This window comes from Archangium sp. Cb G35 (assembly GCF_001896145.1).
GTDB classification, from domain to species: domain Bacteria; phylum Myxococcota; class Myxococcia; order Myxococcales; family Myxococcaceae; genus Archangium; species Archangium violaceum.
Genome location: NZ_MPOI01000001.1, coordinates 457,606 through 483,531, shown reverse-complemented (window position 1 = coordinate 483,531; position 25,926 = coordinate 457,606). Strand labels below are relative to the sequence as shown.

18 protein-coding genes are annotated in these 25,926 nt (G+C 69.4%); 8 read left to right on the top strand and 10 right to left on the bottom strand.

What is annotated here, in order from left to right:
* Positions 1 to 7: 7 nt before the first annotated feature.
* The 4 genes from BO221_RS01965 to BO221_RS01950 form a co-directional block, all read right to left on the bottom strand.
* Positions 8 to 1,399, bottom strand: coding sequence for an MFS transporter (locus tag BO221_RS01965; RefSeq protein WP_233165578.1), 1,392 nt, complete (start codon positions 1,397 to 1,399; stop codon positions 8 to 10).
* 14 nt (positions 1,400 to 1,413) lie between these two features.
* On the bottom strand, positions 1,414 to 2,184 hold the full coding sequence (locus BO221_RS01960; RefSeq protein WP_073559407.1) for a 3-hydroxybutyrate dehydrogenase: 771 nt from the start codon (positions 2,182 to 2,184) through the stop codon (positions 1,414 to 1,416).
* Positions 2,185 to 2,195: 11 nt separating this feature from the next.
* The gene (locus BO221_RS01955) at positions 2,196 to 3,620 is read right to left on the bottom strand and encodes a hypothetical protein (protein ID WP_073558619.1); all 1,425 of its coding nucleotides are present in this window, start codon (positions 3,618 to 3,620) and stop codon (positions 2,196 to 2,198) included.
* Between the two features lie 99 nt (positions 3,621 to 3,719).
* A complete protein-coding gene (locus BO221_RS01950; protein ID WP_073558618.1) occupies positions 3,720 to 5,162 on the bottom strand; it encodes a triacylglycerol lipase in 1,443 nt (480 codons plus the stop codon).
* Between the two features lie 320 nt (positions 5,163 to 5,482).
* On the opposite strand from BO221_RS01950, the gene BO221_RS01945 reads away from it, so the two are divergent.
* Positions 5,483 to 8,395: a PHB depolymerase family esterase gene (locus tag BO221_RS01945; RefSeq protein WP_233165577.1), complete on the top strand. Its 2,913-nt coding sequence runs from the start codon at positions 5,483 to 5,485 to the stop codon at positions 8,393 to 8,395.
* 12 nt (positions 8,396 to 8,407) lie between these two features.
* Here the strand turns inward: BO221_RS01945 and BO221_RS01940 are convergent, their stop codons facing one another.
* Positions 8,408 to 9,259: a hypothetical protein gene (locus tag BO221_RS01940; RefSeq protein WP_073558617.1), complete on the bottom strand. Its 852-nt coding sequence runs from the start codon at positions 9,257 to 9,259 to the stop codon at positions 8,408 to 8,410.
* Positions 9,260 to 9,381: 122 nt separating this feature from the next.
* Between BO221_RS01940 and BO221_RS01935 the strand changes: the two genes are divergently transcribed.
* Positions 9,382 to 10,101, top strand: coding sequence for a sterol desaturase family protein (locus tag BO221_RS01935; RefSeq protein WP_073558616.1), 720 nt, complete (start codon positions 9,382 to 9,384; stop codon positions 10,099 to 10,101).
* Positions 10,102 to 10,319: 218 nt separating this feature from the next.
* Positions 10,320 to 15,293: an ATP-binding protein gene (locus BO221_RS01930; protein ID WP_073558615.1), complete on the top strand. Its 4,974-nt coding sequence runs from the start codon at positions 10,320 to 10,322 to the stop codon at positions 15,291 to 15,293.
* Between the two features lie 3 nt (positions 15,294 to 15,296).
* On the opposite strand, the gene BO221_RS01925 is transcribed toward BO221_RS01930, so the two are convergent.
* Complete coding sequence (locus tag BO221_RS01925; RefSeq protein ID WP_233165576.1) at positions 15,297 to 16,142, bottom strand: class I SAM-dependent methyltransferase; 846 nt, start codon at positions 16,140 to 16,142, stop codon at positions 15,297 to 15,299.
* A 356-nt stretch (positions 16,143 to 16,498) separates the two neighbouring features.
* On the opposite strand from BO221_RS01925, the gene BO221_RS01915 reads away from it, so the two are divergent.
* A complete protein-coding gene (locus BO221_RS01915; protein ID WP_143195215.1) occupies positions 16,499 to 17,809 on the top strand; it encodes a LysM peptidoglycan-binding domain-containing protein in 1,311 nt (436 codons plus the stop codon).
* Between the two features lie 50 nt (positions 17,810 to 17,859).
* Here BO221_RS01915 and BO221_RS01910 read toward each other — a convergent pair whose 3' ends face one another.
* Positions 17,860 to 18,393 carry a pilus assembly protein PilB gene (locus tag BO221_RS01910; RefSeq protein WP_143195214.1) on the bottom strand — a complete coding sequence of 178 codons (534 nt, stop codon included), beginning with the start codon at positions 18,391 to 18,393 and terminating at the stop codon, positions 17,860 to 17,862.
* Positions 18,394 to 18,709: 316 nt separating this feature from the next.
* Between BO221_RS01910 and BO221_RS01905 the strand changes: the two genes are divergently transcribed.
* Positions 18,710 to 20,644: a S9 family peptidase gene (locus BO221_RS01905; protein WP_073558613.1), complete on the top strand. Its 1,935-nt coding sequence runs from the start codon at positions 18,710 to 18,712 to the stop codon at positions 20,642 to 20,644.
* Positions 20,645 to 20,666: 22 nt separating this feature from the next.
* On the opposite strand, the gene BO221_RS01900 is transcribed toward BO221_RS01905, so the two are convergent.
* From BO221_RS01900 to BO221_RS01890, 3 genes are all read right to left on the bottom strand, one after another.
* On the bottom strand, positions 20,667 to 21,275 hold the full coding sequence (locus BO221_RS01900) for a hypothetical protein (RefSeq protein WP_143195213.1): 609 nt from the start codon (positions 21,273 to 21,275) through the stop codon (positions 20,667 to 20,669).
* 53 nt (positions 21,276 to 21,328) lie between these two features.
* On the bottom strand, positions 21,329 to 21,733 hold the full coding sequence (locus tag BO221_RS01895) for a hypothetical protein (protein WP_073558611.1): 405 nt from the start codon (positions 21,731 to 21,733) through the stop codon (positions 21,329 to 21,331).
* Between the two features lie 197 nt (positions 21,734 to 21,930).
* Positions 21,931 to 22,257: a hypothetical protein gene (locus tag BO221_RS01890; protein ID WP_073558610.1), complete on the bottom strand. Its 327-nt coding sequence runs from the start codon at positions 22,255 to 22,257 to the stop codon at positions 21,931 to 21,933.
* Between the two features lie 109 nt (positions 22,258 to 22,366).
* Between BO221_RS01890 and BO221_RS01885 the strand changes: the two genes are divergently transcribed.
* The 3 genes from BO221_RS01885 to serA all read left to right on the top strand — a co-directional run bounded on the left by BO221_RS01885 (position 22,367) and on the right by serA (position 25,923).
* Positions 22,367 to 22,744, top strand: coding sequence for an STAS/SEC14 domain-containing protein (locus tag BO221_RS01885; RefSeq protein ID WP_073558609.1), 378 nt, complete (start codon positions 22,367 to 22,369; stop codon positions 22,742 to 22,744).
* Between the two features lie 144 nt (positions 22,745 to 22,888).
* Positions 22,889 to 24,565, top strand: coding sequence for a serine protease (locus BO221_RS01880; protein ID WP_073558608.1), 1,677 nt, complete (start codon positions 22,889 to 22,891; stop codon positions 24,563 to 24,565).
* 107 nt (positions 24,566 to 24,672) lie between these two features.
* On the top strand, positions 24,673 to 25,923 hold the full coding sequence (gene serA / locus BO221_RS01875) for a phosphoglycerate dehydrogenase (RefSeq protein WP_073558607.1): 1,251 nt from the start codon (positions 24,673 to 24,675) through the stop codon (positions 25,921 to 25,923).
* Positions 25,924 to 25,926 lie beyond the last annotated feature (3 nt).

Genomic DNA, 25,926 nt, shown 5'->3' with positions numbered 1-25,926 from the left:
CTGAAGCTCAAGCCACCTCGCGCCGTTCGCCGCTCCCCGCGGCTCCTTCAGGAGGGGCCGTGGGGGCCGGTTCGGAGAGGTGCCCGCGGAACGTCTCGGCGGAGAGGTACACGGAGACGAGGGTGACGAGCGCCAGGCCCACCATGTAGAGCGACACGGGCCAGGCCTTGCCCCCGGACCAGGACAGCAGGAACGTGGCGACCAGCGGCGACAGGCCTCCGGCGAACACGGAAGCGAGCTGGTAGCCCAGCGAGGCGCCGCTGTAGCGCACGCGCGTGCCGAAGAGCTCCGAGAAGAAGCTGGCCTGGGGCCCGTACATGGCGGCGTGGGCGATGATGCCCAGAGAGATGGCCACCACGATGAGGGCGGTGGAGCGCGTCTCGATGAGCCAGAAGAAGGGGAAGGCGAGCAGCGCGCAGCCCATGGCACCGCCCAGGTAGACGGGGCGGCGGCCCACCACGTCCGACAGGGCCCCGAAGGCGGGAATGGCCACCAGGTGCACGGCGGTGGCCGCGAGCACGCCATTGAGCATGGTGGCCTTCTCCAGCTTGAGCTGCTCGGTGCCGTAGGTGAGGACGAACGTGGTGACGATGTAGAAGAAGCCGTTCTCCGCGAAGCGCGCCCCCATGGCGAGGAGGATCTGCCGGGGGTAGGTGCGCAACACCTCGAGGATGGGGAGCTTCTGGGGGGCGCTCTCGGCCTTGGACGCGGCGTGAGCGGCCTGCTGCGCGCGGAAGGCGGGGGACTCGGCGACGCTGACGCGGATGAAGACGCCAATGCCGATGAGCACCACGCTGAAGAGGAAGGGCACGCGCCAGCCCCACGAGATGAACTGCTCCTCGGGCAGCCGGGAGAAGATGGAGAACACGGCGTTGGCCACCAGCAGGCCCGCAGGCGCTCCCATCTGCGGCCAGCTCCCGTAGAAGCCGCGCCGGTTCGCGGGCGCGTGCTCCACGGCCATCAGCACCGCGCCGCCCCACTCACCACCCAGCCCGAAGCCCTGGAGGATGCGCAGCAGCACCAGCAGGATGGGCGCCCCCACGCCGAGGGTCTCGTATGTGGGCAGCAGACCGATGGCGAACGTGGCCAGGCCCATGATCATCAACGTGGCGCTGAGCATGGACTTGCGCCCGAGCTTGTCGCCGAAGTGGCCGAAGATGATGCCGCCGAGCGGCCGCGCCACGAAGCCCACCGCGAAGGTGGCGAACGCGGCCAGCGTGCCCATCAATGGATCGAAGGACGGGAAGAAGAGGCGGTTGAAGATGAGCGCCGCCGCCGTCCCGTACAAGAAGAAGTCGTACCACTCCACGGCCGTGCCAATGAAGCTCGCGGCGGCCACCTTCCAGATGTTCGAGTGCTGCTCCTGCGCGGGCGCCTGGGAGTCGTTGGATACCGTCACGGTGTTTCCCTTTCTCAACGAGCCGTCCAGCCGCAGTCCATCACCTGAGCGGCCCCGGTGATACCCCCCGCGGCCTCCGAGCACAGGAAGGACACGTAAGCGGCCACCTCGCCCGGCTCCAGCAGGCGCTTCACCGCCGCGGGGGCCAGCATGACGCGCTCGATGACTTCCGTCTCCGTCATGCCGTGCACGCGGGCCTGGTCGGCGATCTGCTTCTCCACCAGCGGCGTGCGCACGTAGCTGGGGCAGATGGCATTGACCGTGACGCCCTTGTCGGCGGCCTCCAGCGCCACCGTCTTCGTCAGCCCCATGAGGCCGTGCTTGGCGGAGACGTAGGCGGACTTGTACGGCGAGGCCACCAGCCCGTGCAGCGAGGAGACGTTGATGATGCGTCCCCACTTGCGCGCGTACATCAGCGGCAGGGCGTACTTCGTCAGCAGGAAGGGCCCCACCAGCATGATGCGGATCATCTGCTCCCAGCGCTCCTCCGGGAACTCCTCCACCGGAGACACGTGCTGGAGCCCGGCGTTGTTCACCAGGATGTCGAGCCGGTCCCATTCCTTCTGGGCCCGGTCCACCAGGGACTGGCACTCCTGGCGCGAGGACACGTCGGCCCGCTGCGCGACGGCACCCGGAATTCCCGCGGCCACCGCGCGCGCGCCGGCCTCGTCCAGGTCCGACACCAGCACCCGGGCCCCACGAGCACCCAGGTCCTCGGCCACCGCCCGGCCGATTCCACTCGCCGCGCCCGTCACGAGCGCGGTCCTTCCCGTCAACTCACCCATGGACATCCCTCTCAGAGAATCATGCGCAGCGTGAGGAAGCCCGACAGGTCGCGCTCCTCCAGCTCCGGCTTGCCATCGATTTCACGCGTATAGGTGGCCACGCGCGCGCCCAGGGCCACCTGGTCGAACATCCACCAGGTCGCGCCCACGTTGAGGAAGGTGGTGGCCGTGCCGATGACGGGCTCGCTCGAGGGGGTGGAGCCGACGGGAGGAATGAAGGAAGGCGTCTGGTCCGCCACGCGAGTGATCTGGAAGCCCACGCCGGATCTCCCGAAGAGGAAGACGTCCAGGCCGCCGGTCATCGTGAGCGCGTTGAAGCGCGTATCCAGGAGCTCGTTGCTGTAGCCCGCGACCGAGTTGGTCACGTCGTTCTCCACGCGTGCCACGTTGAAGAAGGGCGTCACCTCGAAGGGCAGCGCCGGCACCATGCCCTTGAGCTTGAGCTTCACGTTGCCGCGCACGTTGTAACCCGTGAGCGCCGGATCCAGCTTCGAGTTGGCCTGGGTGTTGATGTTGAAGACCTGGGCCATCGCCTTCGCCTCGAACCAGACGTGGTCGTAGGTGAGCGAGGGGCTGATGACGCGGAAGTGGATGTCGTCATCCGGCTGGCCGTTGCTGAAGGTGCCCAGGGGCTTCTGCCAGAAGCGGCTGTTGCCACCGAAGGAGCCACCCACCATGTAGGAAGACGAGGAGCTCAGCGGGTTGGCCTCCGTGTAGCTCAGGCCCACGGTGAAGCCCCAGCGCGTGTAGCGCGCCTGCACGCCCTGGCCGCGGTTGAAGCCGCTGAAGAGCAGTGGATCTCGCGTGTATTTGTCCGCCAGGAGCACGTCACCCTGGTGCGCGGAGAAGAAGTCCACGCTCGCCGGGTCCAGGATGATGCCGGCCTCCACGGTGGCGCCCCACCGCTGCAGGCGCAGCACCTGATCTCTCACGGACATGGACGCCGTGCCCTCCCAGATGCCCGAGCCATGGTTGCGGATGTTGCGCTCGAACTCGCTGCGGAAGGTGACGTAGGGCCCCAACCGTCCCTCGGCGCCGAAGCGCGCGATGGCGATCGTCGTGATGCGGCCTTCCTTGTCGGGGTTGGGGTTGACCAGCAGGTTCTCCGAGTGGAGACCGCCCGCGATGGAGAGCACCGGGCTGATGAAGTACGTGTCGCTGCCCAGCGCGAAGAGGGGCCGCGTCGCGGGCGTGGGCGTGCCCAGCACCAACGCCTCCGGGTCCTGCTTCTCGGCCGGATCCGGCCGGGCGGGAGCAGCGGGCGCCGCGGGCGCGAGGACGGGAGCGGCCTGGGGCGCGGTCTGCGCGACAGGGGCATCAGCGGTGGCCGCGGCGGGGGCCTCGGAGTCCTGCGCCCGGGCCGGAGCGGACACCAGGGCGGACGCCAGCGTGCACACGAGCGCCACGCGGGAAGCGGTGGGGAAGGACGGGTTCATGGGGGGAAGACTTTCCTGGGCTGCTCTCCAGAAGGGAGACCGCCGCCCGCGCAGCAGCCACGGCCACGGGCGGCGGAGGAAGACGAACAGGGACGGCGGCTAGTTCGCCAGATAATCCATGACGAGCTTCAGGCCCGCATCGGAGCGCACGGAGCCGAAGTGGTTGGCGATGAAGCCCTTGCTGAAGTAACCGCTGGTGTCGTAGTCGTTGAGCGTCGTCAGCTTGTTCGTCACGCAGCCCGGCATCTCGATGCGCGAGGCCGACTCGGACACGTACAGGTCCTGGTAGTTGGCGCCCTGCTGGATGTCCGTCATGGTGATGGTGAAGTACTTCACCACGTTGCCGCCGCACTGGCCCGTCTTGCCGAAGGCGAAGTCACCGTCCGCGCACGGGGTGGCGAACAGGTCGCGAGGCCCGTTGAGCGGCGCGTGGAAGTACGTCTGCACGTAGTTGGCGCGGCTGCCCATCTCGCACACGATGGTGCCCCGCATGGTGGGGTTGGTGGAGCACAGCGTGCTGGGAGGGTCGAAGGTGGACACGCCGTGGTTGGCGCCCGAGCCGAGGATGACGTGGCTCACACGCGTGAAGGGGTTGACGGCGTCCGGCTTGCCATCCACGAAGTCCACGTACAGCCGGCGCAGCGCATCGCGCACCACCGTCACGCCCAGCGAGTGGCCCACGAGGGCGATCTTCCGGTTCGGGTTGTTGAGCATCACCGCCTTGACGAGGCCCTGGAGGATGGGCGTGGACCAGCCGTGGTCGATGTTGCCCGACGCGTTCTCCGAGGTGCTGTTGGACGAGGGGTCCACCGTGACGACCAGATCCGTGCGGAAGTCCACGGCGATGACCTGGTAGCGATCGGAGATCAGCTTCTCGGCGAGCTGCGTGCGCGCCTCGGTGTCCGGGCTGAACTGCACCTTCTCGAAGGTGGCGTTGATAACGGTGCCCGCCGGCAGGAGGAACTTCTCCCAGGAGTGCGGCCGGGTGGAGTTGCCGTGCACCAGGATGACGATGGGCTTGGTGGTGTCCTCGTTGGTCTGCGTGTACTGCTTGGCGGCGCAGGGATATCCCTCGATGCGGGCCAGGTCCCCATCGGCGTGGCCTGTGGCCTTGTTGGCGACACCGACGGTGCTATCCGCGTTCCACTTGCCGTCGTTGTTGCCATCGATGAAGGGCGTGCGGCCCTCCGCCGTCGAGGTGTTGGACTTGTCGTAGTAGAGGTTGTCGATGGAGCAGCCGGGGTGGTTGCTCAACGGGCGGTACTTGCCGTCATAGTCCTTGTAGGTGGCGGGCGTCTGCCGATCCGTGCGCGCGGGCTCCGCCATCTGGGCCGCATCCCGGAAGGACCAGCCCGCTACGTCCACGCCCTCCGCCTTCAGCGCCTCCTGCAGGTCGGCGATCTGCTCGCGACAGTTCTCGAGCGTCACCGGGACCGAGTACGGGTCCTTGTTACCGCCACCCGTCGTCGTGGGACATCCAAGCAGCGTGCAGGCGGCGAGTCCGGTCGCGTAGAAGCGGAGGGAGAACCTGGACATCCTCATGTGTGGCTCCTGTGGGAAGACGAGAGGCGTTGGGGGCACTGCGCGAGTCGGGGTGACGCCTGCTCGAAGCCGGCCATCGGGCGGCGGCGGCATACTACCGTAACATGAAGCCGGACTCATGTTTGTATGATGCCCGGTTCAGGTTCGCGCCTCCCGCATGCCCTTGACGTCGCGCGTCATACTCGGCGGTGCAAGCTGATGCCGGGTTCATGTCTTCATGATGCTAGCTTCATGTTCGCAAGGGTTTGACATTGCGCGTCAATAAGCAGCATTCAAGGGATTATGGTAAGGCATTACCTCCCCTTTCCCAGGGAGAACCCATGATGAAGCGTCGTTTCGGAGGAGCAGTGGGGGCACTTCTCACGCTGGCGGTGCTCGGGTGCGAGGGCCTGCCGCCGCCAGAGGAGGCCCCTTCCTTGGAGCAACTGGGAGTGGCCGAGAGCCCATTCACGCAGGTGACGAGCTTCGGCACCAACCCCGGCGCCCTGAAGATGTGGAAATACGTACCGGCCAACATGCCGGCCAACGCGCCGCTGGTGGTGGCGCTGCACGGCTGTACCCAGCAGGCCAGCGCGTACCCCAACACCGGCTGGAGTGCGCTGGCGGACCAGCTCAAGTTCTACGTGCTGTACCCGGAGCAGGTGAGCGGCAACAACCAGAACATCTGCTTCAACTGGTTCGAGCCGGGTGACATCGCGCGAGGCCAGGGCGAGGCGCTGTCCATCAAGCAGATGGTGGACAAGATGAAGGCGGACCACTCCATCGACGGGCGCCGCGTCTTCGTCACTGGCCTGTCCGCGGGAGCCGCGATGACGCTCGTCATGGCCGCGGCCTACCCGGATGTCTTCGCCGGAGCCGCGCCCATGGCGGGCGTCCCGTACAAGTGCGCGACCTCGATGACCGATGCGTTCTCCTGCATGAGCCCGGGCGCGGACAAGACGCCCGCGGCGTGGGGGGATCTCGTTCGCAACGCCTACCCCGGCTACACGGGCCCCTACCCGAAGATCTCCATCTGGCACGGCACGGGCGACTACGTGGTGAAGAACACCAACCAGAACGAGGCCGTGGAGCAGTGGACGGCGGTGCACGGCATCGACCTGACGGCGGACGTCAATGACACGGTCGCCGGCTACCCGCACAAGGGCTACAAGGACGCCGCGGGCAACGTGGTGGTGGAGACCTACGCCATCACCGGCATGGGACACGGCACGCCCATCGACCCGGCCACGAAGTTCCCCGGCGGCAGCGCGGCGTGCGGCACGGCGGGCGCGTACATCCTGGACACGGACATCTGCTCCACCTGGTACGTGGCGAAGTTCTTCGGGCTCGACAACTCCGACGCGGTCCCGCCCACGGTGAGCCTCTCCGCGCCGGCCAACGGCGCCACCGTGAGTGGCACGGTGCGGGTGACGGCCAACGCCACGGACAACGTTGGCATCGCCAAGGTGGAGTTCTCCATCGACAACACCCTGGTGGGCACCGACTCGGCGTCCCCCTTCGAGTACAGCTGGAACACCGCGGCGGCCACCAACGGCACCCACACCCTGGTGGCCCGGGCCTATGACACCGCCGGCAACACCACCACCTCCAGCACCGTCTCCGTCACCGTGACGGGCGGCATCTCCGACACCACGGCGCCCACCGTGGCCATCACCTTCCCCACCGCCAGCTCCACCGTGGCCGGCGCCGTGGACATCGCCGTCACCGCCTCGGACGACACCGGAGTCACCCGGGTGGAGTTCCTCATCGATGGAACCGTGGTGGGCCAGGGCGTCGCGTCACTGGCGGCCGGGCCGTACACGTACAACTGGAACACCACCTCGTACACCCCGGGCGTCCACAACCTCCAGGCGAGGGCCTACGACGCCGCGGGCAACACGGCGGCCTCGGCCACGGTGTCCGTGACGGTGGACCAGGACTCCGTGCGCTTCACCGAGCGCTTCTCCAAAGCCGGCCCCGACAACACGGGCTGGAGCATCTCCGAGTGGGCGCTCGACGCCAGTGACCAGACCGGCATCACCGGGAGCCAGTCCATCCTGGGCTCCGCCACGCCGGCCTTCAACACCGTCACCCGCACCGCGAGCGTCAGCGTGACGCTCACCGCCAACCCCCGGCTCACCTACTGGCGCAAGCTGGACCTCTCCGGCGCCAACACCATGGCCTCGGCCAGCTTCAGGGTCGTGGTCAACAACGGCACCGACAACGTCGTGGACTCCGTCACCCGGACGGGCATGGGCACCACCACCGAGGCCACCTGGACGCAGCGGGCCGACATCGACCTGTCCGCGTACGCCAACCGGACCGTCATCCTGAAGTTCATCGTCACGGCGACGGACACCGGCTCGAGCGTCAGCCGCGCCAGGGCCTGGGTGGACAGCATCTCCGTGGGCCCGCCGAGCGCCTCGTCCGACACCACGCCCCCCACGGTGAACATCACCGCCCCGGCCAACGCCGCCACCGTCAGCGGCACCGTGGACGTGACGGCGAGTGCCACGGATGCCGCCGGCGTGAGGAAGGTCGAGTTCTACATCGACGGCTCGCTGGCGGACACCGACACGGCGGCCCCGTACGTCTTCACCTGGAACACGGCGGGCGTGGCCAACGGCAGCCACTCGCTCATGGCCAAGGCCTATGACGCCGCCAACAACGTGAGCACGGACAACGACACCTCGGTGACCGTGAGCAACACCAGCGGAGGGACCACGGCCGTGTCCTTCTCCAGCATCGCGGCGGATGACGGATACGTGAAGGCGAACGCGGATGGGAGCTCGCCCGCGGTGGGCACCATCACCACGCCGGCCATCGGCAAGGGCACGGACGCGAAGATCAACCGGGCCTTCTTCTCGTTCGACACCTCCTCGCTGCCGGACACCGCCACCATCGTGCGCGCCTCGCTCAAGGTGACGCTGTCCTCCGCGGGAGGTGATCCGTGGGCCGACCCCGCCGCCGGCAACACGCTCGTCATCGATCTGAAGAACGGGGTGTTCGGCACCAGCGCGGCCACGGAGACCGCCGACTACGCCGCGGCCGCCACCGCCTCGGCCATTGCCGAAATCATCAAGTTCACCACCGGCACGCAGAGTTCGGCGGACTTCAACGCCTCGGGGCTGGCCTCCATCAACAAGACGGGCAAGACGCAGGCCCGGCTCCAGTTCAAGCAGAACCCCTCGGGCACCTCGTACCTCTTCCTCACCGAGGGCACCGGCGCCACGCTGACGGTGGAGTACAAGTAGCCTGTCTCCCGTTCACCCACGTCCATTCCCGCGCGGGGCCAGGTGCTGCTCCAGGCGTTCGAGCAGCGCCAGTTCCGCGCGGGAGCGCTCGGCCAGGGGAGCGAAGAGCAGGCGCGAGCGCATACCAATCCCCTCCGTGAGCTCGAAGCGCCGGAGGTCATCCGGCAGTCCGAGCAGGAGCTCCGCCAGCGGCCGCACCCGGTGAAGCTGGTAGGAGCCGAGCGACTCCAGCCGCCGCACCACCTGGGCCTCGGAAGCGCCCTCCGCCAGGGCCTCTCCCGCCGCCTCCTCGAGCGCGAGGCCGGAGCGCAACCGCTCCTCCAGGTCCGCGAGCACGGCCGCCGTGTTGCGCCGGGCGTTGCGCAGGATGCGGGCGGGGTCCAGCACCTGGGCCACACGGCGCCGGGCCGCCGTGCCGAGCACCGTCCGCCCCTGCACACGTGCGAGAATCGCCTTCAGGTAGCTGGCCGCGAAACACGCCACGAAGAGCGCCTCCTCCAGAGGGGCCCGGTCCAACTCCGCGAGCGACTCCGCGAGGGAGACCAGGCCCGCCTCCGTGAGCAGGTAGCGCTGGCCCCGCGGCGCCTTCCGGCTCCGCTCTCCCGCCATGGGCTCGGCCCACCCGCTCCGGCACAACCGCTCCAGGGTGCGGCGCACCTGCGTGAGGTCGAGGTCCTGCGAGGGCCTCGTGACGTCATGCTCCACCCAGTTGGTGAAGAGCAGGAAGAAGAAGCGCACGTCGGAGGCCCGAAAGCCTCCCGCGCGCGCTCCCGCTCCGTGCGCGGCCAGCAGTGCCGCCTGGATGAAGGTGGCCTGCGTCGTCACGTGTCCGAGGCGCTCGGCGAGCGGCGGAGTCCGGCCCATGGGCTGGTGATGCTACGCCATCCGGCGCCACCGGACGCGCCCCAGGTGACACTGTCTGTACGCCAGAAAGGCATCGGGAGGCCCTTGGCCCGTACACCTCGCATCACGCAAGCGAGGACCCCATGCTTCCCATGCTGTTTGGCATCGCCGTCGTCTGCTTCGCCCTCGAGCACCTCTTCCGCGGCTGGCGGCTGCCCCGCGTGCGCACCTGGCACCTGCGCGTGGTCCTCATCAACCTGGTGCAGGTGGGCGTCGTGGTGCTCGCCGGCTTCACCTGGGAGCGCTGGCTGGCGGCCGCCTCCCTCTTCCACCTCTCGCGCGTCCTGAACCCGCTGGCCGCTGGCGTCCTCGCCTACTTCATCGCCACCTTCGTCTTCTACTGGTGGCACCGGGCCCGGCACGAGAGCGACCTCCTCTGGCGGCTCTTCCATCAAATCCACCACAGCCCCCAGCGCCTGGAGGTCATCACCAGCTTCTACAAGCACCCGCTGGAGATGGTGGCCAACTCCATCATTGGCGGCCTGCTCATCTACACCGTGCTGGGCTTGAGCCCGGCGGCGGGCGCCGTCTACACCGCCTGCACCGCGCTGGGCGAATTCTTCTACCACACCAACGTGCGCACTCCCCGCTGGGTGGGCTTCATCTTCCAGCGCCCGGAGATGCACCGCATCCACCACGAATACGGCAAGCACCGCGACAACTACGGCGACATCGTCTGGTGGGACATGTTGTTCGGCACCTACTCCAACCCGCCCACCTGGGAGGCTACCTGTGGCTTCGACGACGCCCGGGAGCTGCGACTGGCGGAGATGCTCGCCTTCCGGGACGTCCACCGGGAGTAAGGCCCGCCCGCTCCCCTGCTCTCCAGACGACAGCACGAGCGGCCGTGCCCATACCCGAGGGGATGCGGAAGTGAGCCCGCCTGCTCATTTGAAGCACCCTACCCTCTGGCGCATGAGCCGCCTCGCCCCCCTTGGCACCGCACTCGGCGGTCCCAAGCTTGTCGATGACGCGCCGACCCCACCACCGTAGGTGGTGCGACCAGAGGGGGAGGGCATTGATGGCGGAGGGCTACGAACAGGCTGGACCCTCTCTGGAAGGGGCGCATCCCGGCAGGCGGCTGGGCAACCGCTTTGAGTTGACCCAACGCATCAAGCAGGGCCGTGGCATCACCACGTGGCTCGGGGTGGACCTGCATACCGGGGCCCGGCTCGTCATCAAGACGACATCCGCCATGTCCCTGGTCTCCACCGCCCGCCAGCGCCTGGAGCACGAGGCCGGCGTGCTGCGCTCCCTGCACAGCCCCTACCTCGTGCCCGTCCTGCACTTCGGCACCGGGGGAGACCTGCTCTTCCTGGTGACGCCCTTCGTGGCCGGGGTATCGCTCCAGGAGCGGCTCGCCAGTGGCACCCTGTCCGTCCCCGAGGCGCTCATCGTGGGCCAGTGTGTGCTGGCCGCCCTCGCCGAGACGCACGCCCACGGCATCCTCCACCGGGATGTGAAGCCCTCCAACATCATCGTCGAGGGCCGTCCCACCCTCACCCGCGCCACGCTGGTGGATTTCGGCCTGGCGCGCAGTGAACGGTTGGACCCGTCCCTGCGCGACCTGCCCGTGGGCACCGCGCGCTACCTCTCGCCCGAGCAGGCCGGGCTCCTCAACCGTCCGGTGGAGGCCACTTCGGACCTGTACGCGGTGGGGGCCGTCCTCTTCGAGGCGCTCGCCGGCCACCCGGCCTTCGACGGCGCCTCCGTGGGCGAGGTGTTGCGCCAGCACCTCACCACCCGGCCCCGGCTGCGCACCACCGGCGTGGAGGTGCCCCGCGCGCTGGAGGAGGTCGTCTCGCGTCTGCTGCAGACGGATCCCCAGGACCGCTACCAGTCCGCCGAGTCCGCGCGCGAGGACCTGCGCGCCATCGAGGCGGCGCTGGCCCGGGGCGAGCAGGATCCGGAGCTGGTGGCGGGCGCCCACGACATGCGCCACAGCCTCACCGAGCCCTCCTTCGTGGGCCGGCACGAGGAGCTGGCGCTGCTGGAGCGCGAGCTGGAGCGTGCCCGCACGGAGCCGGGGCGGCTGCTGGTGGTGGAGGCCGAGAGCGGTGGAGGCAAGAGCCGGCTGCTGGAGGAGTTCGCCACGCGCGCGCGCCAGCACCGGGCCTGGTTGCTACAAGGACAGGCCGTGGCCCAGTCCGCGCAACGGCCCTTCCAGCTCTTCGCGGACGTGGCCTCGGGCATCGCCTCGGCGGCCCTGGAGCGGCCCGCGCTGGCGGAGCTGCTGCGCGAGCGGTTGCAGGAACAGGCCGCCTCGGTGTGCACGGTGCTGCCGCAGTTGCAGCCGGTGCTGCGCCCCGCGCAGCAGGGCCTGGGCCCCGAGTCCCTGGGCGAGAGCCGCGGCACCTGGGCCCTCACCACGCTGCTGGGCGCGCTGGGCACGGAGGCGGAGCCCGCGGTGGTGCTGCTCGAGGATTGTCAGTGGGCGGATGAGCCGACGCTCCGGTCATTGGAGAGCTGGCAGCAGGCGCGCCGCAGCGTGGGCGGACACGTGATGATCATCGTGTCCTTCCGCAGCGAGGAGGTGGGTCCCGGCCATGTGCTGCGCCGGCTCAACCCGGCGGCGCACCTGCGGCTGACGGCCTTCGGGCCCGCGGACGTGGCGCGCATGCTGGAGTCCATGGCCGGCACGCTGCCGCGCGAGGCGATGGAGCTGGTGGTGCGGCTGTCCGAGGGCAACCCCTTCATGGCCTCGGCGGTGCTGCACGGGCTGGTGGAGGACGGCGCGCTGGTGCCGGGGCCACGGGGCTGGCAGGTGGAGCCCGAGGCCATGGCGCACGTGCGCTCCTCGCGACAGGCGGCCTCCTTCCTGGTGCGCCGGCTGAAGCTGCTGCCGCCGGAGTCCCTGCGCCTGCTGTCGGTGGGCGCGGTGCTGGGCAAGAACTTCGACCTGGAGCGGGTGGCGAGCCTGTCGGGCACGACACGCGAGCGGGTGGTGGCGGGACTGGTGGAGCCACGGCGCCGGCACATGCTGTGGGAAGGCACGAGCGGCCGCTACACCTTCGTCCACGACAAGCTGCGCGAGGCGCTGCTGGGCCTGCTCAAGCCCGAGGAGCGCCGGGAGTTGCACCGGCTGGCGGCGCGCGCCATCGCGGCCAACCCGCCGGCGGACCCCTTCGAGCTTGCCTACCACTTCGACGCCGCGGGCGAGTACACCCAGGCGCTGCCGTACGCGCTGGTGGCCGCCGAACGGGCCCGGCAGCAGTTCGCCCTGGAGACGGCGGAGCACAACTACCGCATCGCCGAGCGGGGCGCGTCCGGGGCCGACCCGGGCATCCGCTTCCGCATCAGCGCCGGCTTCGGGGACGTGCTCATGCTGCGCGGCGGCTATGACGCCGCCCAGCAACAGCTCACGCTCGCCCAGTCGCTCGCTCATAACCGGTTGGATCAAGCTCGCACGCTGGCCAAGCTGGGAGAGCTGGCCTTCCGGCGCGGCAACGTGGACGAGGGCAACGCGGCCATGGAGCAGGCCCTCCGGCTGCTCGGCCGCTTCGTGCCGCGCTCGTCCGCCGCGTTGAGCCTGGCGGCCCTCTGGGAGGTAGGCGTCCAGGCGGGCCATACCCTGCTGCCCAGGCTGTGGCTGGCCCGCCGTCCCCTCGAGGAGAGCGAGGAGGACCTGCTGGCCGTCCATATCTACAGCCGGCTGGCCTACAACTACTGGTACCTGCGCGGCCGCATGGCCGTCATCTGGGCCCACCTGAGAGACCTCAACATCGCCGAGCGCTACCCGCCCACACCCGAGCTGGCCCAGGCCTACTCGGAGCACTCGCCCGCGATGACTACCCTGCCCTGGTTCCGCCGGGCCAATGCCTACGCGGAGAAGTCCCTGGCCATGCGCCGGGAGATGGGCGACGTGTGGGGACAAGGACAGACGTTGCACTTCTACGCCCTGGCCCTCTACGCGGAGAGCCGCTTCGAGGAGAGCATCGACAAGTGCCGCGAGGCGGTGCGGCTGCTGGACCGGACGGGAGACCGCTGGGAGGTCAACAACGCCACCTTCAACACCATCATGTGCCTGTACCGGCAGGGGAAGTTGAAGGAGGCGCTGGAGGCCAGCCAGCGGCTGCACGGCGAGGCGCTGGCCATTGGAGACCGGTACGCGGTGCGGCTGGCGCTGGAGGCCTGGGGCAAGGCCTCGGGAGGCCGCATCCCCCGCGGGCTGCTCGAGGGGGAGATCTCCAACCCGGAGGCGGATCCCCAATCGCACTCGGGCGTGCTCCAGGCGGAGGCCATCCGCCAGTTGCGCGAGGGAGACGCCGAGGGCGCGGTGGCCACGCTGGAGGAAGCGCAGCGCATCGCCGAGGCGGCCCACCTGCATTCGGAGTACGTGTCGCCCATTCCGGGCTGGCTGGCCACCGCCCTGCGCCAGCGCGCCGAGCAGGTGTCGCCCCTGGCCCCGCATGAGCGCAAGGCGCTGCTGAAGCGGGCCGAGCACGTGGCCCGGCGCGCGCACGACGTGGCGAACACCTACCGCAACAACCTCCCGCACGCCCTGCGCGAGCGGGCCCTGCTGGCGGCCATGTCCGGACACGCGCGCCGCGCCCGCCGCTGGCTGGAGCAGGGCCTGAGCGTGGCCAACGAGCTGGGCATGCGCCACGAGCGCGCCCAGACGCTGCTGGCGCGTGGGCAGGTGGGCCGGGCACTCGGCTGGCCGGGCGCCGCCGCGGACCTGGAGACGGGTACCCGAGAGCTCCAGGAGCTGGAGCAGGGACTGGGCCAGGAGAGCGCCGGGAGCGCGGAGCGCTCGGACACCCTCTCCCTGGCGGACCGTTTCCCCCGGGTGCTGGACGCGGGCCGGCGCATCGCCTCCGCCCTCACCCGCGAGGCGGTGTTCGACGCCGCGCGCCGCTCCATGATGGAGCTGCTGCGCCCGGAGCACTGCGTGGTGTTCGACCCGGAGGCGTTGCTGCCCGAGGACGAGCTGGCGGCGGCGGGCGTGGGCCGGACGGCCATCGCCCGGACGATGGAGACGGGACGCCCGGCGGTGATGGGCCAGGGCATGCCCGGTGGCGTCAGCGAGAGCATGGAGTTGCTGGGTGTGCGCTCGCTGCTGTGCGCCCCCATCCAGGTTCGTGGCAAGACGGTGGCGTGCGTGTGCGTCAGCCACCGTCAGGTGGGCGAGCTCTTCGGCGAGGACGAGGAGCGGCTGGCGTCCTTCGTCTGCATCCTGGCGGGCGCCGCGCTGGAGAACGCCGAGGGCTTCGAGCGCATGGCCGCCCTCTCCGAGGAGCGGGGCCGGCTCTACCGCGAGGAGCAGGAGGCGGTGCGGCGCCGCGATGACTTCCTCTCCATCGCCGCGCACGAGCTGAAGACGCCCCTCACCTCGCTCCAGCTCCACATCCAGGGCCTCATGTCGCAGGTGCGCCAGGGACTGGAGCGGCTGCCCCCGGAGCGGCTCGGTGCCAAACTGGAGTCCGCCAACCTCCAGACCCAGCGCCTGGGCAAGCTGGTGAACGAGCTGCTGGACATCTCGCGCATCGCCCAGGGACAGATGCTGGGCAAGCTCGAGGACGTGGACCTGGTGCAGCTGGTCCGCGGCGTGGTGGATCGCTCACGCGAGGCGCTCTCCCGGGCCGAGTGCGAGCTGCGGCTGAACCTGCCCTCCACCATGGTGGGCCACTGGGACGCCATGCGGCTGGAGCAGGTGGTGGTCAACCTGCTCACCAACGCGACGAAGTATGGCGCGGGCCGTCCCATCGAAATCACCATCGAGGGAGACGCCACCCAGGCGCGGCTCCGGGTGCGCGACGAGGGCATCGGCATCGCCGAGGAGGACGCGGCGCGCATCTTCGAGCGCTTCGAGCGCGCCGTGTCCGTGCGCCACTACGGTGGCTTCGGCATCGGGCTGTGGATCGTCCGGGAAATCGTCCAGGCGCTCGGGGGCACCATCGAGGTGGAGAGTGCCCTGGGCAAGGGCGCCACCTTCACCATCACGCTGCCCCGCCGCGGCCCCGAGGAGCCGCGCGAGGCGCATGAGACGCACTGAGCTTCAGCGGCGGGTGAGCGACAGGTAGATGACGTTGTCCACGCTGTCGCGGAACAGCTTCACCTCGGCCAGCTCCGAGGGATCGATTTCCGCGGTGAGGGCCCTCATCTGGCTCTCGTCACGGTAGACGAGCCACCAGTCCATGAAGGCCTCCATGTACCCGGTCTCGGGGGGGATGACGGCGAAGTTGGCCACCAGCAGCTTTCCGCCCGAGCGCAGCATGTGGAAGAGCAGCCGGGTGAGCCGTGCGGCGGTGCCCTCGGCCAGGTAGTCGTACAGGCCCGCCGAATAGACGAAGTCCATGTCCCGGAAGGAGGTCTTCCCCAGGAGCAGGGAGCGCACCGAGCCGCACACCGTCCGCACCGGACCGGTGGGGAACTCCCGGGCGATCTCCGCCAGGCAGAGCGGATCCTGATCGAAGGCGATCAGCTCGCCGAGCCGGTGGTCTCGCACGGCCGTGGACAACTCCGCCTCGCGCAGGTAGCCACACGCCACGGAGAGGATGCGCGGCAGGTGCGCCCGCTCGGCGGTGGCGTCGAGCTCCGCGGCCAGCAATTCGCGCCGCTCGCGCACGCTGCGCGCGCTCGGCTGGTCATGCATGTAGCGGTAGATTTCCCGGCCCTGGTACTCCAGGCCGTCCACGTGCGCGTGGTCGTTGTAGAGGTAGTCGATGAGCTCGGCATCCCCCGCGTAGCCACGGGGACGCTCGAACGCATGACGGGTGAAGGGACACTGGTGGATGACCTCACGCAGGGGGTGGGTGCGCACGGCTTCCAGACAGAAGCGGCGCCACTCCTCCGGGTCCCACTTGCGGCGCAGGGTCCGCAGTCCCCGGTGCAGGGACTCCATGCCGGACTGAACGTCTCCGCCCTGGGTGATTTGCGCGTGAACATCATCCAGCCACGACGTGGCCCGAACGAACGCATCACTCCAATCGACCCACTCCATCACAGGCGAGGCCAATTTGTTCCGCGGGTTGGGGGCATGACCAGGAGAAACTGCATCGCTCGAAGAGGAGGGAGGTCCTTCCATCGCCACCAAAACGAAGAGACCTTCCACTCCCTTCCCCTGGAGAAGACCACCGGCCCCGCGCTGCCCTGGAGGGCAGGAGGGCGTGTGATCCAAAATGGAAGCAGGCACGCAACTCGAGAAGGGTTGCGTGCGACAATCAACCAGAACGCTCTACACCCACGGGGTCCTCCTCCATGGCCGTGCACACCATCCGGCCGGGCGACACGCTCAGCGGTCTGGCCCGGAAGTACAACACCTCTGTCGACGCACTGGCTCGGGCGAACAACATCCAGAATCCGGACCGCATCTACGCGGGGCAGCAGCTCACCATCCCCGATGGTTTCGATGGGCCGCGCCGTCCGGCCGGCCCCACCAGCCCCCCGGACTCCTTCAGCGGCCGGGGCGCCAGCTACACGGTGCAGCCGGGCGACACGCTCAGTGGTATCGCCTCCCGCTTCGGCTCCAGCGTGGGCGCCATCGCCCAGGCCAACGGCATCTCCAACCCGAATTTCATCCAGGTGGGCCAGCGGCTGACCATCCCGGGTGCCTCCGGACCCAGTGCTCCGGCTCCGGCGCCGTCCTCCGGCCAGCGCTACACGGTGCAGCCGGGTGACACGCTCAGTGGTATCGCCTCCCGCTTCGGCTCCAGCGTGGGCGCCATCGCCCAGGCCAACGGCATCTCCAACCCGAATTTCATCCGGGTGGGCCAGCAGCTCACCATCCCGGGTGCATCGGGGCCCAGCGCGCCCGCCCCTGCTCCTCCGGCGCCGTCCGGCCAGCGCTACACGGTGCAGCCGGGTGACACGCTCAGTGGCATCGCTTCCCGCTTCGGCTCCAGCGTGAGCGCCATCGCCCAGGCCAACGGAATCTCCAACCCCAACCTCATCCACGTGGGCCAGCAGCTCACCATCCCCGGCGCCTCGGGTCCCGTGAGCGGGCCCGGACCGGTGACGCGCCCGAACCCTCCCGGCACGGCGGGCGGCGTGAGCATCCAGCAGCTGCGCGCCATCATGCCCCACCTGTCCGAGGCCCGCGCCAACCAGATGATGCCGCACCTCAACGCGGCCATGGCCGAGGCGGGCATCAACACCCCGAGGCGGCAGGCCGCCTTCCTCGCGCAGCTCGCGCACGAGAGCGGTGAGTTCCGCTACATGGAGGAGATCGCCTCCGGCGCCGCCTACGAGGGCCGCGCGGACCTGGGCAACACGCAGCCCGGTGACGGCGTGCGCTACAAGGGCCGTGGTCCCATCCAGCTCACTGGCCGCTCCAACTACCGCGCCGCGGGCCGCGCCCTGGGGATCGACCTGGAGAACAACCCGACGCGCGCCGCGGACCCCGACGTGGGCTTCCGCACCGCCGCCTGGTACTGGAACAACCGCAACCTCAACAGCTACGCGGACGCGGGCAACTTCGACGCCATCACCTACCGGGTGAACGGCGGCTACAACGGCAAGGCCAGCCGCGACGCCTACTACGCCCGCGCCCTCCAGGTGCTCGGCGGGTAGCGGCGCTGTCCTCGGAGTCCTCGCGGTCTCCATCCGCCTGGCCCGAAGCGCTAGAGCGCGAAATAGTCCCGGGTGATGCGCAGACGCACGTGCGCGTCCTCGGGATTGAGTTCGATGGAGCGCTCGCGCGCGGCGAGGACGCCCACGCGCCCCAGCAGGTGCTCGATGTCCTCGGCGAGCGCGAGCACCGGGCGCACCGAGCAGCCGGTGGCGAAGGCCATGTCGTCGAGCTTCACCAGGTTGCCCGGCTCGCTGGTGGCCACGAAGACGGTGCCGCGCGCGTCGTCACGCCACTCCACCCGCAACGGGCACATCCGCAGGCGCTCGAGCACCCGCGGCGGCACGCACCGCACCATGCCTTCTGGAATGCGCTCCAGACCCTCGCGGCGGATGAAGGGCACCTGGAGCTGACGAGCCAACGAGATGAGCAACTGCTCCGGCCCGAGCAGTCCCATCCGCACCGCGGCCTCCCCCAACCTGCACCGCCACCGCGCCTGGAAGGCGAGCGCCGTCTCCACCTGCGCCGACGCCAACAGCCCGCTCGCCACCCACAGCTCGCCCAGCCGCATCCGCCGCACGCCCACGACCACCCCCCACGCCACACGCCCCCAACGAACTACACGCGCTCGGGCGCCCCCCGTCCCCCCACCACCCCGACCCGCCCGAGCGCTCCCGGCCCCAATCCCCTCAACCCACCCCCGACCCCCAACCCGTGCGCTCTTCATTGCGCGCCGCGTGCCACGCCCCACGTCATGGATTCCAATGGGTTGGCCACCCCGTCTCCCAGTGCGATGCCGGTAAGCGGGAAGAAATTCAGGGGTGGGATGGCGGGAAATCGGGAGGACTGATCCCCGTAGGTAGAGTGTCCGGCAGTCGATTCATCTTCCCGGCGGAGACTCCATGCAGCCCAGGTCCACCTTCCTCCGAGTGCTGGCGGCGGCCGCGCTCGTGCCCACCCTCGCGCTCGCGGCGCCCAAGACGGCACCGGCAGCGGCCGGCACGCGGCCCTCGAAGCAGTACACCATCGAGCAGTTCATGGCGACGACGAAGCTCGGCGGCGCCTCCTTCTCTCCGGACGAGAAGCGCGTCCTCTTCACCTCCAACGAGAGCGGCATCTTCAACGCCTACACCGTGCCGCTCACCGGCGGGAAGGCGAAGGCGCTCACGCAATCCAAGACGGACTCCACCTACTCCGAGAGCTTCTTCCCCAAGGACGAGCGCATCCTCATCTCGCGCGACCAGGGGGGCAACGAGCAGAACCACCTCTACGTGCGCACCCCGGACGGCAAGGAGCGAGACCTCACGCCCGGCGAGAAGCTCAAGGCCATCTTCATGGGCTGGAACAAGGACGACTCGGCCTTCTACGTCCTCACCAACGAGCGCGACGCGCGCTTCTTCGACCTCTACCGCTACGACGCGAAGACGTACGCGCGCACGCTCGTCTACCAGAACGAGCAGGGCTTCAACATCTCGGACGTCTCGCTCGACGGGAAGTGGGTGGCCTTCAACAAGCCGCGCACCAACCAGGACACGGACATCCACCTCTACAACGTGGAGACGAAGGAGCTGAAGCACATCACCCCTCACCAGGGGGACGTGTACTTCGTCGCGACCAGCTTCGACCCGGCCTCCACGGCCCTCTACTTCCTCACGGACCAGGACTCCGAGTTCAAGCACGTGGCCCGCTACGAGCTGGCCACCGGCAAGACGGAAGTCGTGGAGCGCGCGGACTGGGACGTGATGTACACCTACTTCTCGCGCAAGGGCGGCTACCGCGTCACCGCCATCAACGAGGACGGCCGCACCGTCATCCGCGTGCACGACGTCAAGGCCGGCAAGCCCCTGGCGCTGCCGAAACTGCCCGAGGGAGACATCACCTCGGTGACCATCTCCGACAGCGAGAAGCGGATGGCCTTCTACCACAACGGTGACCGCTCCCCGTCCAACCTCCACGTCTATGACTTCGGCACGAAGAAGGTCACCCGCCTCACCGACGCGTTGAACCGGGACATCGACCCGAAGGACCTCATCGACGCCGAGGTGGTGCGCTTCAAGTCCTTCGACGGGATGGAGATTCCCAACATCCTCTACAAGCCGCACCAGGCCACCGCCACCGCCAAGGCGCCCGCCATCGTCTGGGTGCACGGTGGCCCGGGTGGACAGACGCGCAAGGGCTACGCGGCGATCCAGCAGTACCTCGCCAACCATGGCTACGTGGTGCTGGGCATCAACAACCGCGGCAGCTCCGGCTACGGCAAGAGCTTCTACGGCGCGGATGACCAGAAGCACGGCCGCGAGCCGCTGCTCGACTGCATCGAGGCGAAGAAGTACCTGGCCAGCCTGCCCTACGTGGACGCCGAGCGCATCGGCATCGCCGGCGGCAGCTACGGCGGCTACATGACGCTGGCCGCGCTCGCCTTCCACCCGGATGCCTTCAAGGTGGGCGTGGACATCTTCGGCGTGTCCAACTGGCTGCGCACCCTCAAGAACATCCCGCCCTGGTGGGAGAGCCAGCGCGAGGCCCTCTACAAGGAGATGGGCGACCCGGAGAAGCAGGAGCAGATGCTGCGCGACATCTCGCCCCTCTTCCACGCGGAGAAGATTTCCAAGCCGCTGCTCGTCCTCCAGGGCGCCAATGATCCGCGCGTCATCCAGCCCGAGTCGGATGAGATCGTCCAGGCGGTGAAGAAGAACGGCGTCCCCGTGGAATACGTCATCTTCCCCGACGAGGGCCACGGCTTCAGCAAGCGCAAGAACGAGGTGGAGGCCTACTCGCGGATGCTCGGCTTCCTGGACAAGCACCTGAAGGGCGCGGGCCCCGCTCCGGTGAACTGAAGGAGGCCCACGGGCCGGGCCGTCACCACGTCACGCCGAGGTTGAGCGTGCCGGAGTAGCGGCCCGCCTTTCCGATGGTGAGCGCCGCGGGCTCGCCCACGTTGGTCACGGGCGCGCCGGTGACGTAGCGCTGATCGAAGAGGACGGTGTAGTTGAGGCGCGCGTCGGCGGTGATGCCCCGGAAGGACGTGCGCACGCCCAGTCCGAGCGGGACGTTGCCCACGAGGTCATCGCCGAAGCCCCGCACGGTGCCGCGGATGTTGTAGACGCTGAGGCCCAGGCCGCCCATCACGTAGGGCCGCACCCTCGAGCGGAAGAGGGCCACGGAGGCCGCCGCGTGGAAGCCATGGCGCACCAGTTCCACGCCGTCCGCCGAGGCCTGGGGATTCCGCGTGTCGAGCCCGTTCACCGCGCCCGAGAAGCCCGCCTCCAGGCCCACGTCCAGCACGCCCAGCAATGGAGGGGGCAGGACGTCCAGCATCACCCCGTACGTGACCCCAGGCTCGATGAGCGGCGCCAGGTTCAGGGTATAGCCCTCCACGCCTGCCCCCGCGATGACGGTCAGCTCGCGCAGCTTGGACCAGGGCGCCGCCCCCGCCACCTGGCTCCCCACGCCAAGCGCGAGGAGCACGCCCCACCCCGCCCGCGTCATTCCCGTTCCCACACGGACGCCCGCGCCGGGCCCTAGTGGCCGAGGAGCTCGGCCTTGTGCTTCACCTCTTCCGCCTTCTGGCCCGTGAGGAGCTCCACCTTGTACGTCTTCTCGGCGCCCGCGGCCGGCTCGAAGCTCACGCGCACCGGCGCGCCCTCGTCGAGGTCATCCCAGGTCACCAGCTGCCCGTCGCGCTCCAGCTTCGTGTCCGGGGTGAGGGCGAACCACACCTCCTGCCCGGTCGGCTCGCTCACGCTCTTCACGGCGATGCGGTGGGCGTCCTTGTCGACGTTCGTCACCACGCCCTCGTCCTTCTGCGAGAGGCCGGGCACCGCGGACTCCACATCCCGCGCCGCCTCCTTCGTCCCCGCGCACCCCGCGCCGCCCAGCACCGCCGCCAGCACGGCCGCTCCCAAGAGCTTCACTCGCGTCCCCATGCGGAACCTCCCGGGCCATGTCCCCTGGCCCCTGTCCCGGGCCGGCACGCGCCGGACCCAGGGCCTTTGCCAAGCTAGGAACCCGCGAAGAGGGGCGCCAAGGACGCCCGCGCCCCGGCGCCCCACGGCTCGGCCACCCGGGCGTAGGACAGGCAGGCCTCCGGGCCCGGGACGCTAGCCCCGGGCCGCGGGGCCCCCTACGCCCGGAGCGGCTCCACGCTCTCGGGGCACTGCCAATAGGTGTACTCGCACGTGGCCGAGGCGGGGTCACACGGCACCTGCATCACCGTGATGAGCTCGCACGGGTGCGCCGGGACGCCGGGCTCCAGGCCCGGAGCCTCCTGGAAGGACGGCGGAACCACGGCCTCGTTGCCGCCGATGAACCGCTCCGTCCGCCTCGACGCACCACCCCGCGACTCCTCCGCCCGCCTCTGCCCGGAAGACGCCCACGGGGAGCACGTCACCGGAAACAGGGCCGGCAGCGACCCCAACACCGCGCTCAGCACATACAGCTTCCTGTTCATGACCCTCCCCCTTTCCGGCCGTTCCGGCCCGGCTCCAGGGACGGCCGGAAAAAGGAGAGCTGACGGGGGTTTTCGACCTGGGCCCCTCTGAGGCTAGAGTGCGCCCCGCATGCCCTTTCAGATCACCGTCTACGAGGCAGACCGCATCATCGACGTCGTCTATCCCCCGCAGCCCACGGCGGAGGACGTGACGGACTACCTCAAGCGCATCCGCGAGGCGATCATCCGCATGGGCGGCCCCTGGAGCGCGCTGGTGGACCAGGGGCAACTGCGCGTGATGCCGCCGGAGATGGTGGCCACCATGGCCAGCCTCAACGCCTTCGCGCAGCTGCACGGGATGAAGCGCTCGGCGCGCGTGGTGAGTGATGCCGCCTCCGGCCTCCAGGCCTGGCGCATGACGAAGCAGGCCATGCTCACCATCCCCACGCGCACCTTCGAGACGCGCGACGCCGCCCTGGCCTGGCTGCGCAACCCCGACGACGAGTAGTCCGCCGCACCCGTGGGACGTCCTCCCACGCACGCTCTGTCCAAACCTACACCCTCGTAGGGTTTATTTGGGGCATCATGGGCTCGCCCGGCTTCCCAGTCTGGCGTGTTTTTCTCACCCCCAAAGAAACAGGAGCGAATCCCCATGCGAAATCCCCGGTTCGGGCGGACGGCCCGGCCCCTCGTGGGCGCGTTGATGTGCACCCTCACGCTCGCGGCGTGTGGTCCCGCCGAGGAGCTGGACGCGGCCCAGGGCGTACCGGCCCCGGAGCTCGGCGAGAAGAAGAGCGAAGTCATCTACGGCACGGACAACCGGCAGGACGTCTACGCGCACTCGAACGCCACGCTGCGCCTGCGGGCCCAGCAGGCCACGGTGGCGCTGATGAACCCGTCCGACTTCAACGCGTCCAACCCCAACAACGTCACCTTCACCGGCGCGGTGCTGGGCAGCGCCTACAACCTGTGCTCCACCGAGCGCTTCCGGGATGATCCGACGTCGGCCTTCTGCTCGGGCACGCTCATCGCCGACGACCTGGTGCTCACCGCGGGCCACTGCGTCACCAGCGCCTCGGCCTGCGCCGAAACGCGGCTCGTCTTCAACTACTACCGCACCGCGGCGGGCGCGATGCAGACGGTCACCACGGCGGACATCTACAGCTGCGCCGCCATCGTGGCGCGCCAGCAGGGCACGGTGAACGGGCAGAACCTGGACTACGCCGTGCTGCGGCTGGACCGGCCGGCCACGCCGCGCTTCACCCCGGCGCCGGTGCGCACGGGCAACAGCCCGATGACGGTGGGGCAGAACGTGGCCGTCATCGGCAGCGGCAGCGGCATTCCCTTCAAGATCGACTCGGGCGGCTCGGTGCGTGACACGCGCTCGGGCACGCTGGACTACTTCATCGCCTCCACGGACACCTTCGGTGGCAACTCGGGCTCGGGCGTGTACGAGACGGGCAGCTACACGGTGGCGGGCATCCTCGTGCGCGGCGAGACGGACTACGTCACCAGCGGCAGCTGCCGGGTGGCGAACGTGTGCACCGAGACGGGCTGCCGCGGCGAGGACATCACCTACGTCTACCCGGCCATCCGCGCCTTCTGCGCCGCGACGAACAACGGCAACACGCAGCTGTGCAGCGGCCTGCCGCCTCCGCCTCCGCCTCCGCCCAACTCGTACGCGTACACGGCGAGCAACACCAACAGCGCCCAGCAGAACACGGTGAACAAGACGCTCACGTTCGCCGCGGGCGACGTGGTGGAGCTGGGCACCTGCGGCGTGGACGGCGCCGTGGTGGACGGGGACTCCTTCCTGCGCCTCGCCAACGGCGCGGGCACCGAGGTGGCCAACAACGATGACTCGTGCGGCGGCCGTGGCTCCTACATCAAGTACACCGTGCCGGCGGCCGGCTCCTTCACCATCCGCGGCGGCTGCTACTCCAGCGGCAGCTGCGGCGGCACCGTGGTGTGGAAGGTGACGCCGGGCACGGGCGGCGGCAGCTCCAGCGGCTCGTTCAACTTCAGCGCCAGCAACACCAACAGCGCCCAGCAGAACACCGTCAACCAGAGCGTGACGCTGGCGGCCGGCCAGGTCATCCGGCTGGGCACCTGCACGGTGAGCGGCGGTTCCGGTACGGGTGACACCTACCTGCGGCTGTACAGCCCCGCGGGCGCGCAGGTGGCCGGCAACGACGACGGCAGCGGCTGCGGCACCCTGTCGTACCTCACGTACACCGTCCCCGCGAGCGCGGCGGGCGCGTATCAGATCCGCGCCGGCTGCTACTCCAGCAACAGCTGCAGCGGAACGGTGGCCTACACCATCCAGTAGGCCACACCCGGCCCCCCCGGGCCGCTCGCCCTCGTGACGGGCGGCCCCGGTGTGGGCGTAGCAGAGGCTTGACAGCCCGGGGGGCGGGATCTAACGCGATGCTTCATATGAGCACGCCCAAGTTCCCGTCGCCCTCCACTCCGGTGTCCATCGAAGGCCCCCTGAAGGTCCTGCTGCTGGAGAACATCCACGCGTCCGCCGAGGAGATGCTCGCGGCGGAGGGCTTCTCGGTGGAGCGGCTCAAGGGAGCGCTCAAGCCCGAGGAGCTGGAGGAGCGCATCCAGGGCGTGCACCTGCTGGGCATCCGCAGCAAGACGAACGTGTGGGAGCCGGCGCTGGCCAAGGCGCCCAACCTGCTGGCGGTGGGGGCCTTCTGCATCGGCACCAACCAGGTGGACCTGAAGTCGGCCAACGTCCACGGGGTGCCCGTCTTCAACGCGCCCTTCAGCAACACGCGCAGCGTGGCGGAGCTGGTCATCGCGGAGATCGTCATGCTCACGCGCCAGCTGGGGGACCGCAACCGCGAGGTGCACCTGGGCCAGTGGCGCAAGGTGGCCACGGGCAGCCACGAGGTGCGCGGCAAGACGCTGGGGATCGTCGGCTACGGGCACATCGGCACCCAGGTGGGCGTGCTGGCCGAGTCCATGGGCATGCGCGTGCTCTTCTACGACGTCATGACGAAGCTGCCGCTGGGCAACTCGAGGCCCACGGCCACGCTGGGCGAGCTGCTGGAGAACTCGGACTTCGTGACGCTGCACGTGCCGGCCACGCCGTCCACCGAGTGGATGATTGGCCCGCCCGAGCTGGCGCGGATGCGCAAGGGAAGCTGCCTCATCAACGCGAGCCGGGGCACGGTGGTGGATATTCCCGCACTGGCGAACGCGCTGCGCTCGGGGCACCTGAGTGGCGCGGCGGTGGACGTCTACCCGGCGGAGCCGGAGACGAACAGCGACGGCTTCGCCACAGAGCTGCAGGGGCTGCCCAACGTCATCCTCACGCCGCACATCGGCGGCTCCACGGAGGAAGCGCAGGCGGCGATTGGTAAGGAAGTGGCCACCTCGCTCATCAAGTTCGTGAAGAGCGGGGCCACGACGGGGGCGGTGAACTTCCCGCAGGTGGAGACGCCGCTGATCCCCAAGACGCACCGAATCCTCAACGTGCACCGCAACACGCCGGGCGTGCTCCGCGACATCAACAAGATCGTCTCGGACCTCAACGCCAACATCCACGCGCAGGTGCTGAGCACGGACTCGAACATCGGCTACCTGGTGATGGACCTGGACCAGGACGTGGCCAACCCGGTGTGCCAGGCCATCGCGGGCCTGCAGACGGACATCAAGACGCGCATCGTGTCCTGATTC

Bases quoted from the DNA above. Each gene is read 5' to 3' on its own strand.
- BO221_RS01960 (WP_073559407.1), bottom strand. From the start codon at position 2,184: ATGGGTGAGTTGACGGGAAGGACCGCGCTCGTGACGGGCGCGGCGAGT.
- BO221_RS01955 (WP_073558619.1), bottom strand. From the start codon at position 3,620: ATGAACCCGTCCTTCCCCACCGCTTCCCGCGTGGCGCTCGTGTGCACG.
- BO221_RS01950 (WP_073558618.1), bottom strand. From the start codon at position 5,162: ATGAGGATGTCCAGGTTCTCCCTCCGCTTCTACGCGACCGGACTCGCC.
- BO221_RS01945 (WP_233165577.1), top strand. From the start codon at position 5,483: ATGATGAAGCGTCGTTTCGGAGGAGCAGTGGGGGCACTTCTCACGCTG.
- BO221_RS01940 (WP_073558617.1), bottom strand. From the start codon at position 9,259: ATGGGCCGGACTCCGCCGCTCGCCGAGCGCCTCGGACACGTGACGACG.
- BO221_RS01935 (WP_073558616.1), top strand. From the start codon at position 9,382: ATGCTTCCCATGCTGTTTGGCATCGCCGTCGTCTGCTTCGCCCTCGAG.
- BO221_RS01930 (WP_073558615.1), top strand. From the start codon at position 10,320: ATGGCGGAGGGCTACGAACAGGCTGGACCCTCTCTGGAAGGGGCGCAT.
- BO221_RS01925 (WP_233165576.1), bottom strand. From the start codon at position 16,142: ATGGAGTCCCTGCACCGGGGACTGCGGACCCTGCGCCGCAAGTGGGAC.
- BO221_RS01915 (WP_143195215.1), top strand. From the start codon at position 16,499: ATGGCCGTGCACACCATCCGGCCGGGCGACACGCTCAGCGGTCTGGCC.
- BO221_RS01905 (WP_073558613.1), top strand. From the start codon at position 18,710: ATGCAGCCCAGGTCCACCTTCCTCCGAGTGCTGGCGGCGGCCGCGCTC.
- BO221_RS01895 (WP_073558611.1), bottom strand. From the start codon at position 21,733: ATGGGGACGCGAGTGAAGCTCTTGGGAGCGGCCGTGCTGGCGGCGGTG.
- BO221_RS01890 (WP_073558610.1), bottom strand. From the start codon at position 22,257: ATGAACAGGAAGCTGTATGTGCTGAGCGCGGTGTTGGGGTCGCTGCCG.
- BO221_RS01885 (WP_073558609.1), top strand. From the start codon at position 22,367: ATGCCCTTTCAGATCACCGTCTACGAGGCAGACCGCATCATCGACGTC.
- BO221_RS01880 (WP_073558608.1), top strand. From the start codon at position 22,889: ATGCGAAATCCCCGGTTCGGGCGGACGGCCCGGCCCCTCGTGGGCGCG.
- serA (WP_073558607.1), top strand. From the start codon at position 24,673: ATGAGCACGCCCAAGTTCCCGTCGCCCTCCACTCCGGTGTCCATCGAA.